Annotated in this window: 13 protein-coding genes; 12 read left to right on the top strand and 1 reads right to left on the bottom strand. The window is 50.3% G+C overall.

Annotated features, from left to right (window positions below):
* Positions 1 to 127: 127 nt before the first annotated feature.
* The gene (locus tag ASG81_RS29025) at positions 128 to 358 is read right to left on the bottom strand and encodes a hypothetical protein (RefSeq protein ID WP_056643153.1); all 231 of its coding nucleotides are present in this window, start codon (positions 356 to 358) and stop codon (positions 128 to 130) included.
* Between the two features lie 224 nt (positions 359 to 582).
* On the opposite strand from ASG81_RS29025, the gene purS reads away from it, so the two are divergent.
* The 12 genes from purS (at position 583) to ASG81_RS29085 (ending at position 16,065) form a co-directional block, all read left to right on the top strand.
* Positions 583 to 828 (top strand): phosphoribosylformylglycinamidine synthase subunit PurS, encoded by a 246-nt coding sequence (gene purS, locus ASG81_RS29030; RefSeq protein ID WP_181426155.1) that lies wholly within the window; start codon positions 583 to 585, stop codon positions 826 to 828.
* A 4-nt stretch (positions 829 to 832) separates the two neighbouring features.
* Positions 833 to 1,528, top strand: coding sequence for a phosphoribosylformylglycinamidine synthase subunit PurQ (gene purQ / locus ASG81_RS29035; RefSeq protein WP_056643159.1), 696 nt, complete (start codon positions 833 to 835; stop codon positions 1,526 to 1,528).
* Positions 1,506 to 3,749: a phosphoribosylformylglycinamidine synthase subunit PurL gene (gene purL / locus ASG81_RS29040; protein WP_056643162.1), complete on the top strand. Its 2,244-nt coding sequence runs from the start codon at positions 1,506 to 1,508 to the stop codon at positions 3,747 to 3,749. Before purQ ends, purL begins: the two co-directional genes overlap by 23 nt.
* Complete coding sequence (purF, locus tag ASG81_RS29045; protein ID WP_056643165.1) at positions 3,734 to 5,215, top strand: amidophosphoribosyltransferase; 1,482 nt, start codon at positions 3,734 to 3,736, stop codon at positions 5,213 to 5,215. The genes purL and purF overlap by 16 nt, the downstream gene beginning before the upstream one ends.
* Before the next feature lie 64 nt (positions 5,216 to 5,279).
* Entirely contained in the window at positions 5,280 to 6,323 is a 1,044-nt protein-coding gene (gene purM / locus ASG81_RS29050; RefSeq protein WP_056643167.1) for a phosphoribosylformylglycinamidine cyclo-ligase, read from the top strand.
* Positions 6,323 to 6,934 carry a phosphoribosylglycinamide formyltransferase gene (gene purN, locus ASG81_RS29055; protein ID WP_056643172.1) on the top strand — a complete coding sequence of 204 codons (612 nt, stop codon included), beginning with the start codon at positions 6,323 to 6,325 and terminating at the stop codon, positions 6,932 to 6,934. The genes purM and purN overlap by 1 nt, the downstream gene beginning before the upstream one ends.
* A gap of 563 nt (positions 6,935 to 7,497) precedes the next feature.
* Positions 7,498 to 9,045, top strand: a complete 1,548-nt coding sequence (purH, locus tag ASG81_RS29060; RefSeq protein WP_056643175.1) for a bifunctional phosphoribosylaminoimidazolecarboxamide formyltransferase/IMP cyclohydrolase — start codon at positions 7,498 to 7,500, stop codon at positions 9,043 to 9,045.
* Between the two features lie 89 nt (positions 9,046 to 9,134).
* Positions 9,135 to 10,400, top strand: a complete 1,266-nt coding sequence (gene purD / locus ASG81_RS29065) for a phosphoribosylamine--glycine ligase (protein WP_056643178.1) — start codon at positions 9,135 to 9,137, stop codon at positions 10,398 to 10,400.
* Between the two features lie 265 nt (positions 10,401 to 10,665).
* Positions 10,666 to 12,387, top strand: coding sequence for a sensor histidine kinase (locus ASG81_RS29070; RefSeq protein ID WP_056643182.1), 1,722 nt, complete (start codon positions 10,666 to 10,668; stop codon positions 12,385 to 12,387).
* Between the two features lie 16 nt (positions 12,388 to 12,403).
* Positions 12,404 to 14,014 (top strand): response regulator, encoded by a 1,611-nt coding sequence (locus tag ASG81_RS29075; protein ID WP_056643185.1) that lies wholly within the window; start codon positions 12,404 to 12,406, stop codon positions 14,012 to 14,014.
* Between the two features lie 156 nt (positions 14,015 to 14,170).
* Positions 14,171 to 15,157, top strand: coding sequence for an ABC transporter permease (locus tag ASG81_RS29080; protein WP_056643188.1), 987 nt, complete (start codon positions 14,171 to 14,173; stop codon positions 15,155 to 15,157).
* A gap of 23 nt (positions 15,158 to 15,180) precedes the next feature.
* The gene (locus ASG81_RS29085) at positions 15,181 to 16,065 is read left to right on the top strand and encodes a carbohydrate ABC transporter permease (protein ID WP_155972042.1); all 885 of its coding nucleotides are present in this window, start codon (positions 15,181 to 15,183) and stop codon (positions 16,063 to 16,065) included.
* Positions 16,066 to 16,110 lie beyond the last annotated feature (45 nt).

Genomic DNA, 16,110 nt, shown 5'->3' on the forward strand with positions numbered 1-16,110 from the left:
ATTAACGGCCTTATTTGGTACAAAATCGAGCTAGGACGCCGAAACGAGCCATATAACGCCTCAAATGACCGCTAATCTCAGCTAATCAGCAACTTCACTTTAAATAACGCCAACATATACCGCTAATCTACATGGGCAACCAAGGAACGTTTAGCTCGCACAGCAGGCTGAGTTCAACATAAACAACGTCAAGCGAAAGCGACGGCGCTGACAAAGGGGCGCCATATTGCTTGCAGCAAGGCAGGCAGTCAGCGAGAGCGCTGCTGCACCCCATAAATTTCAAAGCGGCCAGCGCAAGCACAGGCTGTACAATCAACAGGCGGCCAGCAATAGCGCGGCCGCCCCCAAATTGCTTCACCGACCACCCTCGCGTAGGGTTTTATGAAAATGTGTGAGCTCAGAGAGCGGGGAGTTGTTGCCGCAGAGCGACAGCGATCGCTTCTTGAAGCCGGGAAATTACCGCATAGCGTGTAATCAAAATTTCCCGGCTTCGAAAGCGGCGAAGGCAATAACCCCCGCGCCCGAGCGGCCATCACATTTCCATAAATCTGCAGCGAGAAAAACTCACATTTTCAGGAGGCTATTATGAAGGCAACCGTCTACGTCACCATCAAGCAAAACGTTTTGGATCCACAAGGAACAGCTGTACAAGGCGCGCTTCACACACTCGGCTTCTCCGAAGTCGAAAAAGTACGCATCGGCAAATATTTGGAAGTTGAGCTTGATACAACTGACCGCGCAGAAGCGGAAGTACGCATCAAAGCAATGTGCGAGAAGCTGTTCGCGAACACGGTTGTAGAAGATTACCGTTTTGAGCTGGAGGGATAAGGCGATGAAGTTTGCGGTACTCGTATTTCCTGGCTCCAACTGTGATATCGATTGCTATAAAGCTGTCGAAGACACGATCGGCCAGTCGGTTGACTATGTATGGCATACAGCTACGGACTTGTCCGCATATGACGCGATTCTAGTTCCGGGAGGCTTCTCCTACGGCGACTACCTCCGCTGCGGCGCGATCGCGCAATTCGCAGCCGTTATGAGCGAAGTGCAAAAAGCGGCTGCAGCCGGCAAGTATATTTTGGGCATTTGCAACGGGTTCCAAATTTTGACGGAAGCTGGCCTTCTGCCTGGCGCATTGATCCGCAACAACGGACTTAAATTCGTGTGCCAGCAGGAGCAGCTTGAAGTTGTGAACAGCAGCACAGCATTTACAAACCAATATTCGCAAGGCGAAATGATCAATATACCAATCGCTCACGGCGAAGGCAACTATTATTGCGACGACGCAACGCTTGCTGAGCTAAAAGCGAACAACCAAATCGTTTTCCGCTATGCGGGCGACACGAATCCGAACGGTTCCGTAGAGAACATCGCGGGGATTAGCAACAAAGCGGGTAACGTAGTAGGAATGATGCCGCATCCGGAGCGCGCGATCGATCAATTGCTCGGCTCGGAAGACGGCAAACGTATGTTTACATCGATTTTGAATGCATGGAGGGAACAACATGGCGCAGCAGTTAACGGCTAAGGAACCGACGGCAGAGCAAATTGCCGAGCAAAAGATTTACAGCCAGTTTGGCGTATCCGATTACGAATATGAGCTGATTTGCGGCTTCCTGGGCCGTCAGCCTAACTACACAGAGATTGGCGTATTCAGCGTCATGTGGTCAGAGCATTGCTCTTACAAAAACTCCAAGCCGATCCTGAAGAAATTCCCGATTACAGGACCTCGCGTTCTGATGGGGCCGGGCGAAGGCGCGGGCATCGTCGATATCGGCGACAACCAAGCGGTTGTATTCAAAATCGAATCGCATAACCATCCATCTGCGGTTGAGCCTTTCCAAGGCGCTGCTACTGGCGTGGGCGGCATCATTCGCGACATTTTCTCCATGGGCGCCCGTCCAATCGCTTTGCTGAACAGCTTGCGCTTCGGTCGTCTTGAGAATGAACGCGTCAAATATTTGTTCGAGCATGTCGTAAGCGGCATTGCAGGCTACGGTAACTGTATCGGAATTCCGACGGTAGCAGGCGAAGTCATGTTCGACGAAAGCTACGAGGGCAATCCGCTCGTTAACGCGATGTGTGTCGGTCTTATTGATCATGATAAAATTCAGCGAGGTGTCGCTAAAGGTGTAGGCAACCCGGTATTTTACGTAGGTCCTGCAACCGGCCGCGACGGTATTCACGGCGCTACCTTCGCTTCCGTTGAGCTTTCCGAGGAATCCGAAGAGAAGCGTACGGCGGTACAGGTCGGCGATCCGTTCATGGAGAAGCTTGTTATGGAAGCGACTCTTGAGCTTATCGATTCCGGCATCGTGCTTGGCATTCAAGATATGGGAGCGGCGGGTCTTACTTGCTCCAGCGCAGAGATGGCTTCCAAAGCAGGTAACGGCCTGGAGCTTTACCTCGATGAGGTGCCGCAGCGCGAAACAGGCATGACGCCTTATGAAATGATGCTTTCCGAGTCGCAAGAGCGTATGCTCTTCGTCGTAGAGCCGCAGCATGAAGCGCAGGCGAAAGAAATTTTCGACCGATGGGGCATTATTTGCGCCAAAGTAGGTAAAGTAACGGATGACGGACGTCTTCGCTTGTTCCATCAAGGGCAAGAGGTTGCCGATATGCCGGTTAAAGCGCTCGTTGACGAGTGTCCTGTATACGACAAGCCTTCGCAAGAGCCGTCTTACTACAGCGAAAATGCAGCGGTAGACACAGCGGCGTACGACGAAGTAACCGATCTGACTGGCGCTCTGGAGAAGGTTTTGGCTTCCCCGACGGTTGCCAGCAAAGAGTGGGTTTACAATCAGTATGATTACATGGTCCGTACATCGACAGCCGTTCAACCGGGCTCAGATGCGGCAGTCGTGACGATTCGCGGCACGCGCAAGGCGCTTGCGATGACGACGGACTGTAACGGCCGTTACGTATATCTTGATCCTGAAGTAGGCGGACGAATTGCAGTTGCGGAAGCTGCACGTAACATCGTTTGCTCGGGCGCAGAGCCGCTTGCCGTAACGGATAACCTGAACTTTGGTAATCCGGAGAAACCGGAAGTATTCTGGCAGCTTGAGAAGTCGGCTGACGGCATGTCCGAAGCTTGCGTGATTTTGAATACCCCGGTTATCGGCGGTAATGTGAGCTTGTACAACGAAAATGCGAAGGGTGCAATTTACCCGACGCCGGTTATCGGTATGGTTGGTCTCGTACACGACATCGATCACATTACAACACAAGGCTTTAAAGCAGAAGGCGACGTTATTATTCTCGTTGGCGAGACGAAAGCGGAGCTTGGCGGAAGCGAGCTGCAATACGTATTGCAAGGAGCTGCTGCCGGCCGTCCTCCTGAGATTGACCTGGCTACAGAGAAGAAGGTTCTTGATGCTGTGCTTGGCGCTATTCAAAAAGGTCTCGTAGCATCGGCGCATGACTTGTCCGAGGGCGGTATCGCGGTTGCTGTCGCAGAATCCTGCATCAGCGGACGTCTTGGCGCAGAAGTCGCTTTAACTTCTGATCTGCGCGCTGATCACCTCTTGTTCAGCGAATCGCAATCCCGTATCTTGCTGTCGGCTAAACCGGAGCAAGCGGCAGCGTTGCAAGCATGGCTTACAGAGCAAGGCGTTGTTCATGCTCAAATCGGTAATGTTAAAGGCAGCAGCCTGACCATAAGCGTAAATGGAAAATCCGGCATTCAGGCGCCGGTACAACAACTGGAGAAGGTCTGGAAGGATGCGATTCCATGTCTGATGAAATAAGACAGGAGCCTTTGCTGTGGACGGGAAATCACTATAACGAAGGCATTGGCCGTGACGATATTTTTGATAAACTGCGTGAAGAATGCGGCGTGTTCGGGGTATTCAATCTCCCCGAAGCGTCCAACATTTCCTATTATGGTCTTCATGCGCTTCAGCATCGCGGTGAAGAAAGCGCGGGAATCTGTACGGTTGATACGAAGAACGGCAACAAGTTTGCGTATCACCGCGGCATGGGTCTCGTGAAAGAAGTGTTTGATAAGGATAAGCTCGACATTTTGGCCGGCGACCGTTCCATCGGTCACGTTCGTTACTCGACAGCAGGGGAGAGCAAGCTTGCAAACGCGCAGCCGCTCATTTTCCGCTACCGTGACGGTGACCTTGCGGTTGCTACGAACGGCAATATCGTAAACGCTCCTGAAATTCGAAATGAGCTGGAGATGTCGGGCTCGATCTTCCAAACGTCCAGCGACACGGAAGTAATCGCGCATCTCATCGCACGCTCGCCGAAGGATTTCGAGACGGCTGCCAAGGAAGCTTTGCAGCGTATTATCGGCGGTTTTGCATTCCTTATTATGACGAATGACAAGCTGCTCGTTGCGTCTGATCCGCACGGCTTGCGTCCGCTCGTAATGGGCCGCATCGGAGACGGCTACGTATTCTCATCCGAATCCTGTGCGTTCGAGACGATCGGCGCGGTATATGAGCGCGACGTTCAACCGGGAGAGCTCCTTATTTTGGACGCAAACGGCATGCGTGTGGATCAATACGCCAAAGTGGAACGCCGCGCGACCTGCGCGATGGAATATATTTATTTTGCCCGCCCGGACAGTGATATTAATGGCACTAACATTCATATGGCGCGCAAACGGATGGGGCGTCAGCTTGCGTCGGAATCATTCGTTGATGCCGATATTGTAACGGGTGTTCCCGATTCGAGTATTTCGGCAGCGATCGGTTATGCGGAGCAAACCGGAATTCCGTACGAGCTTGGCTTGATCAAAAACAAGTATACCGGCCGGACGTTCATCCAGCCTTCTCAAGAGCTTCGCGAGAAGGGCGTAAAAATGAAGCTGTCCGCCGTTCGTAAAGTGGTAGAAGGCAAGCGCGTCGTCATGATCGATGATTCGATCGTACGCGGCACGACGTCGCTTCGTATCGTTAACCTGCTTCGTGAAGCGGGAGCGACTGAGGTGCATGTGCGGATTACATCGCCGCCTTTCAAAAACCCTTGCTACTACGGCATAGATACGCCAGACCGTAAGGAGCTCATCGCTTCTTACCGTACTGTCGAAGAAATACGGAAACAAATCAATGCGGATTCTTTATCTTTTTTAAGCAACGAAGGTTTTGTTGATTCGGTTGGCGGCAATGACGGTGCGTATAATCGCGGCATGTGTTTAGCTTGCTTCGATAACGATTACCCAACGCCGGTTAATGAAGAATCGGATAAGAGCTGCAGCTGTTAACAGCATAAATGATTAACCTTATGGAGCGATTGCTGCTCTAAATTAGTTAAGGAGTTGACCGAGAGTGTCAGAAGCGTACAAAAAAGCCGGCGTCGATATCGCGGCAGGCAACGAAGCGGTTGAACGGATGAAGAAGCACGTAAAGCGGACTTACCGTCCAGAGGTGCTGGCAGAGCTTGGCGGCTTTGGCGGACTGTTCAGCCTAAACAAGGACAAGTACGATGAGCCTGTGCTCGTGTCTGGAACGGACGGCGTCGGAACAAAGCTGAAGCTTGCTTTTGCAATGGACAAGCATGACACGATCGGCATTGATGCCGTTGCAATGTGCGTGAACGATATCATCGTGCAAGGCGCGGAGCCATTGTTCTTTCTCGATTACTTGGCATGCGACAAAGTTGTGCCTGAGAAAATCGAAGCCATCGTCAAAGGTATTGCGGAAGGCTGCGTACAAGCAGGCTGTTCCTTAATCGGCGGCGAGACGGCTGAAATGCCGGGCATGTATCAAGGCGGAGAATACGATATTGCAGGCTTTACGGTTGGTATTGTGGATAAGAAAAAAATGATTGACGGTTCCACCATCGCAGCTGGCGACGCTGTAATCGGCTTTGCTTCGAGCGGTATTCACAGCAACGGCTTCTCGCTCGTTCGCCGCTTGCTGCTGGAGGAAGCCGGCTACTCGCTTGATCAAGAGCTTGAAGAGCTTGGCGGCGCGAAGCTTGGCGACGTATTGATCGAACCAACGCGCATCTATGTGAAATCGGCGCTTAAGCTGATCGAGCAAGTGGAAGTGAAAGGCATGGCGCATATTACGGGCGGCGGCTTTATCGAAAACATTCCGCGGGTTCTTCCTGACGGCGTAAACGTTGACGTGGAATATGGCTCTTGGCCGATTTTGCCGATCTTCGAGCTGATGCAAAATAAAGGCGGCATTACGAATCGTGACATGTTCACGACTTTCAATATGGGCATTGGACTAGTTGTTGTTGTTCCGGCTGATCAAGCAAATGAGGCGCTTCGCGTTGCAGCAGAGCTTGGTGAGCAGGCTTACCGTATCGGAACGGTTACGGAAGGAAGCCGCATCGTGACATTTACGGGAGCGGACGTATAATGGGAGCACTTCGCATCGCTGTTTTCGCTTCGGGACAAGGTACGAACTTCCAAGCGATTGTGGATGCGGTGCAGGAGGGGAAGCTCGATGTAACCATCGAGCTTCTTGTTTGTGACAAGCCTGCCGCTCCGGTTGTGGAGCGCGCCCGGAAGGCCGGCGTGGACACGTTCCTGTTCACGCCGAAGGAGTATCCGTCCCGCGAAGCTTACGAGACGGAAATAATTGACGAACTGCAGCGCCGGGGCGTAGAGCTGATCGTGCTTGCAGGCTATATGCGCATTATTACGTCGGTGCTCGTTGAGCCGTTTTACGGCAGGATGATTAATATTCATCCGTCGCTGCTGCCGGCATTTCCCGGCGTGAACGCCACCTTGCAAGCGCTGGCGTACGGCGTTAAGCTGACCGGCGTCACGGTGCATTATGTGGACGGCGGTATGGACAGCGGGCCGATTATCGCGCAGCGCGCTGTTGAAGTAGCGGACGAGGATACGGAAGACTCGCTCGCAGTGCGTATCCACGTAACCGAGCAAGCGCTGCTGCCGGCCGTCATCCAGCAAATCGCGCAGGGCCGCGTCTCACTGAGTGAACGCCATGTGACAATAAGCCGCTAGTCAACGTTACTGTATTTTCGCCGAAACGGTGGATTCAGCAGCAAACGGCGGGGATCGCAGCAGAAAAGAGAAAGAAACTTTCTCTATTCGCCCTAAATGTGCCCGGAAGCGGCGAATAAGGCAAAAAAGTTGCTCTATTCTCGCCGAAACGTTGGATTTAGCAGCAAACGGCGGGGAACGCAGCAGAATAGAGAAAGAAATTTTCTCTAATCGCCCCAAATGGGCTTAGTAGCGGCAAATAAGGCGAAAAAGTTACTCTATTCTCGCCGAAACGGTGGATTTAGCAGCAAATGGCGGGGAACGCAGCAGAATAGAGAAAGAAATTTTCGCTATTCGCCCCAAATGGGCTTAGTAGCGGTGAATAAGGTAAAAAAGTTACTCTATTCTCGCCGAAACGGTGGATTTAGCAGCAAACGGCGGGGACTACCAAGACGGTGTTCCCATCGTGCATGCAGATGGTTGAGTTATAAAGTGCAGAAGGTTGAGCTAGCATAGGTTTGAACTTTAGAGTTCAGATGATTGAACGATAAATGGATTGGTCAATTAGATGAGGAGGTATTTGCGTGGCTATTCGCAGAGCGTTAATTAGTGTTTCCGATAAATCGGGAATCGTGGAATTTTCCAGAGAATTAGCAAACCAAGGTGTGCAAATCATTTCGACGGGCGGTACGTTCAGCCTGCTGCAAAAGGAAGGCGTACCGGTTATCGGTATTTCCGACGTAACGGGCTTTCCGGAAATTTTGGATGGACGCGTTAAGACGCTTCACCCGGCCGTACATAGCGGATTGCTTGCGGTACGCGACGATGAAGAGCATCAGAAAGCAATGAAGGAGCTTGGTCTAGACTATATTGACCTTGTTATCGTCAACCTTTATCCGTTTAAAGAAACGATCGCGAAGCCGGATGTATCATACGAGGATGCAATCGAAAACATCGATATCGGCGGGCCAACCATGCTTCGCTCGGCTGCTAAAAACCACGCATTCGTAACGGTTGTTGTTGATGCCGGCGACTATGGCACCATTCTTGAAGAAGTGAAGGCTCAGGGCGATACGACTCTTGAAACGCGTAAACGTCTGGCTGCAAAAGTATTCCGCCATACTGCGGCTTACGATTCCCTGATCTCGGATTATCTCTCCAAGCAAATGGGCGAGCCGCTGCCTGAGACTTACACGGTCACTTACGAGAAAGTACAGGATCTTCGTTACGGCGAAAACCCGCATCAAAAGGCTGCTTTCTACAGCAAGCCGCTTGCCGGAGCAGGCAGCGTTACTACGGCTGAACAGCTGCACGGCAAGGAGCTTTCTTACAACAATATTAGTGACGCAAACGCATCGCTCGCGATTTTGAAAGAATTCGACGAGCCGGCTGTCGTTGCAGTTAAGCATATGAACCCGTGCGGTGTAGGTATCGGCACAACGATTCACGAGGCTTACCAAAAAGCGTACGCGGCAGATCCAACCTCAATCTTCGGCGGTATCGTCGCGGCTAACCGTACGATTGGCGCAGATACGGCTGAGCTGCTTGGCGGCATTTTCCTCGAAATCATCATTGCCCCTGACTTCACGCCGGAGGCGCTTGAGATTTTGACAAAGAAGAAAAACATTCGTTTGCTGAAGCTGGGCGAGCAATCCGCAGCCGGCGAGCGCAAGCCGGAATGGCTTGTAACGTCGGTTGACGGCGGCATGCTTGTACAAGAGAGCGACGTTCACAGCGTAACGGAAGCGGATCTGCAGTTTGTAACAGATCGTAAACCGACAGCGGAAGAGCTTAAGCAGCTCCTATTCGGCTGGAAGGTCGTTAAGCACGTTAAATCCAACGCGATTCTGCTTGCGAAGGACGATATGACGATCGGTGTTGGCGCCGGTCAAATGAACCGCGTAGGCGCGGCTCGCATTGCGATTGAGCAAGCGGGCGAAGCGGCTAAAGGCGCGGCGCTTGCTTCCGATGCGTTTTTCCCGATGGGCGACACGGTAGAGCTTGCGGCTAAAGCAGGCATTACCGCGATCATCCAACCAGGCGGCTCGATCAAGGACGAAGAGTCGATCGCTGCTGCGAACGCGAACAACATTGCTATGGTGTTCACTAGCGTACGTCACTTTAAGCACTAGAATATGAGCAGCCGCAATTTAACGGGCATAGAGCTGGCGGAGACTGCGGCCGCACCGGTTTCATATAGTCATTTAGGGGGTTAAAGGATATGCGTATTTTGGTAGTAGGCGGCGGCGGACGCGAGCATGCAATCGTCTGGTCGCTTAAGAAGAGCGAAAAGGTAAAAGAAATTTTTTGCGCGCCAGGCAATGCCGGAATTGCGCAGCTTGCTGAATGCGTGCCGATTGCGGTCAGTGAGTTCGATGAACTGATCCGTTTTGCAAAGGAAGCATCGGTCGATCTCGTTTTCGTAGGTCCGGATGATCCGCTTGCGGATGGAATCGTAGATGCGTTCGAAGCAGCCGGCATCCAGGCGTACGGTCCCCGCAAAAATGCGGCGGAAATCGAGGGCAGCAAAATTTTCATGAAAAATTTGCTGAAGAAATACGACATTCCGACCGCGAAATACGAAACGTTCACCGATTATGAAGCAGCTTCCGCGTACCTGCGCGAGCAATCCGCGCCTATCGTTATTAAGGCTGACGGCTTGGCGGCAGGCAAAGGAGTTACGGTTGCTGCGACGCTGGAGGAAGCGGAGCAGGCACTGCGCGAAATGATGGTCGATAAAGTGTTCGGCCAAGCGGGCAGCCAAATCGTAATCGAGGAATGCTTAGTCGGACAAGAAATGTCGATTCTCGCATTCGTTGACGGGGAGACCGTTCGCGCAATGGTTCCCGCACAGGATCATAAACCGATCTTCGACGGCGACAAGGGCCCGAATACGGGCGGTATGGGCACATACACGCCGCTGCCGCATATCGATCAAGCGATCATTGATGAATCGATCCAGAACATCATTATTCCTACCGCAAAAGCAATGGTCAGCGAAGGCCGCCCGTTCCGCGGCGTTCTGTTTGCGGGCCTTATGATTACAAAAGACGGTCCGAAGACGATTGAGTTTAATGCGCGCATGGGAGATCCGGAAACACAGGTCGTATTGCCGCGTTTGCAAACGGACCTGGTCGACATCGTGCTCGCATCGCTCGGCGGCAACCTGGATCAGCTGGACATTCAGTGGAGCGACGAAGCGGCGGTATGCGTCGTAGTCGCATCGGAAGGCTATCCGGCATCGTATCCGAAGGGCCGCGTCATTACCGGGCTGGCTGAAGCAGAAGCGCAAGGCGCGCTTGTGTTCCATGCAGGCACAGCCGAGAAGGACGGGCAATTCGTAACGAATGGCGGACGCGTGCTTGGTATCGTCGGCCGCGGCCGCGACATCGCGGAAGCCCGCGCACGAGCATATGAAGCGGTGAGCGTCATTGATTTTGAAGGAAAACAAAACCGTACGGATATTGCGGCTAAAGCGCTCGTATAAGCTCGTCTTAAGCAGAAGCCGCTAGTCAGTCAGCTTGAAAACCGTAAGCTGCCCGCTTCCATTACCGCCTCTGCGGTAGCGGAAGCGGGCGGTTTTTTTTTTACCTCAGAACGCTATTCCGTATTCCTGGAGCCTTTTAATTAGTCCAAATAACGAAAACGAAGGTCGTGAGAACAAAAGCGGCCCAATCTTATTACAAGTATAATGAAGGGAATGGCAATAGTAAGGATAATGCGCGAATTTGCATGAAGGAGACGAGCGAAACATGTTTGCTTATTTCAACTCCCTGCGGTTTAAAATGTTTGCCGGCGTCCTCTTTATAATTGTGCCGCTCGTTACGGTCTTAATTGTCAATAATATATATTCGGTTGAAGTAGTAAGGAACCAGGTTGCGCAGTCCAACAAAAACTTATTGAGTCTTTACATGAACGAAATCGACCGCAATTTGAACGATGTGGACAAGCATCTATTCGACTTTACAGAAAAAGATACGGATTTAATCGGCTTCCAGAAGCCGGCCGAAAACAATGGGTCGACTTATATGCTGAGCAAATTGCGGTTGTTCAATACGATATCAGCGGATATTAGCGCGTATAGATCGGTCGATCTGTTTTTCGCCTATTCCATCACGAACGATGAGTTAATTATGACCCAGCAGTTCGGCTCCTCCTTTCAGGAGCGGGATGCGATAAAGCAGGAACTGCTGCGCATGCTGCATGGGCAGCCCGAAACGTTCAGCGGTCCGGATTGGCATGTTCTGCAGGGTAAAAACAACTATGGTTTATTGCGCTTGATTCGAAGCGGCGAGGTTTATGTAGGGGCCTGGGTTAACAGCGAGAAGCTGATGATTCCTCTGAATTTGATCGATCTCGGACAGTCTGGAGCTGCACTGCTAACCACCGATGAGCTGAAGCCGATAAGCCAGCGCGAGATGATCAAGCGGGAAGGCATTAAGCTGGAGGTCTCTTCCGAACCTTACATTATAACTGGCAATAAGCGTACGTACCTCATGATGGGCGAGTCGTCGGATAAAGGAGATTTCAAGCTGATTGCGCTCATTCCCGATGATGCCATTCAACAAAAGCTGCCTTTTTTACAGCGGGTGTCATCCTTCATTTCGATAGGGGCTCTTGTTTTTTTGTTTTTGTTTTTATTTCTAATGCGAAGAGTGATCCTCCTTCCAATGAAGCAGCTGGTGATCGCGATGCGGAAAACAAGGGATGGGAATTGGAATACCAGACTTAATCAGACGAACACGTCAACCGAGTTTGAGATCGTGAATGAGACGTTTAACCGGATGATATCGGAAATTCATCATTTAAAAATCAATGTGTACGAAGAAAAGCTAAATCATCAGAAATCGGAGCTGCAGCTGCTTCAGCTGCAAATCAATCCGCATTTCTTTTTGAATTCGCTTAACATCATTTATAATTTAGCAACCGTAAAGGACTTTAAATTAATTCAGGAAATGTCCAAATGTCTGGTTGTTTACTTCCGTTATATGTTCCGAACGAATAATTATCTGGTGCCGCTAAAGGATGAGCTGCTTCATACCGCTAATTATTTGCGTATTCAGCAGCTTCGTTTCCCCGATATATTGACTTACCGCATCGACATGACGGATGAGGTCAAGGAGGTTGAAATACCGCCGCTCGTCATCCAGACGATCGTTGAAAATACGATCAAGCATGCCGTCGATGTCGATCATGCAATTGAAATTGGCATTTTAGCCGAGCTTGAAGAGACAAGCGGAGGCCACGCGATAGGCATTACGATTAGAGACAGCGGATCGGGATTTCCGGAAGAGGTTCTTAGGAGCCTGCATGCCGGGGAAGAGAGGATCAGCGAGGAAGGGGAGCATGTCGGCATTTGGAATATAAAACGGCGGCTTCGGCTGCTTTACCAGTCGGAAGCGAAAATTACTTTCGCAAACGAAGCAGGGAAGGGAGCGGTAGTGAGGATCACTCTACCGTTATCGATTCGTTAGAAAGGAGCGTTCATTGATGTATACCGTACTAATCGTAGATGACGAGGTGCATGCGATTCGCGGGCTGGAGGCAGGCGTCAGATGGGACAGACTGAATATTCATGCCGTCCACACAGCCCGCGGTCTAAAGCAGGCACAGCACATTTTTCAAACGGAGCCGGTACAGCTGATGCTTTGCGATATTGAGATGCCAAAAGGCTCGGGCCTCGATTTACTAGCCTGGGTACGAGAACATTATCCGAAGACGGAAACGATTTTTTTGACGTCGCATTCCGACTTTTCATATGCCAAAAAAGCGATCCAGCTGGGCAGCTTTGAGTATTTGCTGAAGCCGGTTGATTATGAGGAATTGGAGCAGGTGATCGTTAAAGCGCTGGCCAAAATCAATAAGGATTTGGAGCTGTCGGCATTTGAAACCAACTATAAGCATTACGTTCAATTATGGGAATCGCAAAAGCCGATGCTGAAAGAACGCTTCTGGCAGGAGCTCCTCCGGCAATGCATCGCATCCTCTCCGGAGAAGATCGAAGAGCATGCGGCGAAGTATAAGCTTCCTTATCTCGGTTCCACTAAATTTCTGCCGATCCTGTTCCGCGTTCAAAAATGGTATAAATCGTTTAATCAACGGGACGAGCAAATTATGGAGTATGCGCTGCGCAATGCCGCGGAGGAGCAGGTGCTGAAATATCATTCCGATTCGGCGGTCGTATCCATTCAGAGCGGCGGCTTGCTCGCGCTGCTTCCCGCTGAGTCAGAATCGATGGATATTGCCATACTTGCCGATTGCGAGGCTTATGTGCGCAGCTGCAGCCAATACTTCAACTGTGAGCTCAGTGCCTATATCGGCCAACCTGTCCATGCGTATAAAATGGTGGATCAGTATCAGCAGTTGACGCGGATGGACCAGGACAATGTGACCCATGCTAATCAAACGCTGCTGCTCCGCGATTACCGGAAGAAAGAGCAGACGATAAAGCCTCCATCGATGAACGAATGGGCAGAGTGGATGAAGCAAGGCGCCAAGGAGAAGCTTGCCGCCGATGTGGCGCGTTATTTAGACGATTTAAAGGAAGCGAAGAACGGCGTCGATGCGCAGTCGCTTCAGCTTTTTTACCAAAACTTTTTGCAAATGATGTTTTTTGTCCTTCAAGTGAAGGGTCTTCAGGCAAACGAGGTATTCGCAAACAATTTGTTAACGGATAAACCGGAAGCCGTGCTTCGCTCTCTATCGTCTATGAAGCAATGGATTCTTTATTTGGTTGAGGTAGCCATGAACCGCATTCACGCCCTTCAGGAAAATTTATCGCTTGTCGATAAGGTCAAACGGTTCATTAATGAGCATATCGGTGAGCAAAGCTTGACCCGCGAAGAAGTGGCTAACTTTGTTTACTTAAATCCTGATTACTTAAACCGTGTGTTTAAGAAAGAAGCAGGGATGTCCATCTCCGACTATGTACAGCTTCAGCGCATTGAATATGCTAAACAATTATTAACACGCTCCGAGTACTCGGTCAGCGATATTGCGGTGCAATCCGGCTATTCGAATCTATCCTATTTCTCGACCCTCTTCAAAAAAATGACGGGGATGAACCCGGGCGATTATCGTAAGCTTGCTCAATCCAAATAGCAAACCTTTGACCGGATCCGCAGAGGCGGGCCGGTTTTCCTTTTATAAAAGTCTAAAAAACGAAAGTGTAAAGTCCGTTTTGAGGTTATTCCGTACGCCCCCGATCTTCTACAATGTAAATAACAAGAGTGAACTACAAGGAAATGAGGGAAGGCCATGGAAGCTACGCGGGCAACACAGGCTGCAAAAGCTAATCAAGCTAATCAAGCTAATCATGTAAAAAAACAAAGTCTCTTATGGAAAAATTTAAAACGTTACCGGGCGCTTTTCCTGATGATTATTCCGGGCATGATCTATCTGATCATCAATAACTATTTGCCAATGTTCGGCGTGATTATAGCGTTTAAGGATATTAATTACGCCAAAGGCATACTGGGAAGCGACTGGATTGGCTTTAAAAACTTTGAATACTTATTCAAAACGGCAGACGCATGGATTATTACAAGGAACACGATTTTGTATAACGGATCCTTTATTATCATTAACACCGTGATGGCTATCGGAGTAGCGATCCTTTTGAACGAAGTAAAGAAGAAACTGGCGTCCCGGTTTTATCAAAGCGTCATATTGCTTCCCTACTTAATTTCAATGGTCGTCGTCGGATATCTCGGACTGTCGATGATGAATGTTGAGAGCGGATTCATAAACAAGCAGATTTTGCCGCTCCTCGGCATCGATCCGATATCCTGGTATGCGGAATCCAAGTTTTGGCCGTACATTTTAACGCTCGTGAACATTTGGAAAAATGTCGGTTATCTGTGTATCATTTATTTGGCATCGATTATTGGCATCGATAATGAATATTACGAGGCTGCTACGATCGACGGCGCGAACAAATGGCAGCAAATCCGAAGCATTACCGTTCCGCTGATTATGCCGACTATCGTCATTATGACACTGCTTGCGATCGGCCGCATCTTCTATTCCGATTTTGGCTTATTTTATCAGGTTCCGCTTAATTCCGGACCGCTGCAGCCGACGACGGATGTCATCGACACTTATGTATATCGCGGGCTAATGACCTTAGGCGATATCGGAATGTCATCGGCAGCCGGCTTGTACCAATCCGTCGTCGGTTTTGTCCTTGTACTAGTGGCAAACTACGTAGTAAGTCGTAAAAACCGCGATCAAGCGCTATTTTAGGTCGGAAGGAGATTGATAACACTATGAAAACGAATCATATGAACCAGGTTTTCGTCCATCTGATCTTAATTCTGTTAGCGGCAGCATGCTTGTTTCCGTTCCTGCTGCTGATTATTTCATCGCTAACGCAGGAGCAATCGATCGTAAGGGACGGATACAGCTTGTTTCCGAAAGAATGGAGCTTTGAAGCCTATACCTATTTGTGGAACCAGTCCTCTTCCTTGGTCAGAGCTTACGGCATCACAGTGATGATCACGGTTGTCGGCACTTTCGCAGGCTTGCTCATTTCATCCCTGCTCGCTTATCCGCTTTCCCGCGGCGACATGCCCTACCGTGGTCTGTTCTCTTTCCTGGTATTCTTCACGCTTCTGTTTAACGGGGGCTTGGTGCCTACGTATCTCGTCTTTACGGAAGTGTTCGAGATGAAGAATACCCTGATGGCGCTGATTATACCGGGGCTCCTGACGAACGGCTTCTTCATTCTTCTCATCCGTTCGTTTTTCAGCACCTCGATTCCGGTGCCGATAATTGAATCCGCTTATATGGACGGCGCGACGGAGTTTAAAATCTTTTACCGGATCGTCCTGCCGCTTTCCTTGCCGATATTAGCAACAATTGGCTTGATGCTGACGATAGGCTACTGGAACGATTGGTTCAACGGCTTAATTTATGTTACAGAACCCGAATTATTCAGCATTCAAAATTTGCTGAACCGCATGCTGAGCAATATCCAGTTCCTGCAGCAAACGAATATTGGCGGCAACAACAGCACAGCGGCGGCTAGTCTGCCTACGAATTCCGTACGTATGGCCATGGCGGTCGTAGGCATACTGCCGATCCTTTGCGTCTATCCTTTCTTCCAGAAGTATTTCGTCAAAGGGCTCACAATCGGAGCTGTCAAAGGGTAACCAACCTCGGATTCCGCGGGTCTGATTGGTATATAACATTCGAGA

It is taken from the genome of Paenibacillus sp. Soil522 (assembly GCF_001428245.1).
Taxonomy (GTDB): domain Bacteria; phylum Bacillota; class Bacilli; order Paenibacillales; family Paenibacillaceae; genus Pristimantibacillus.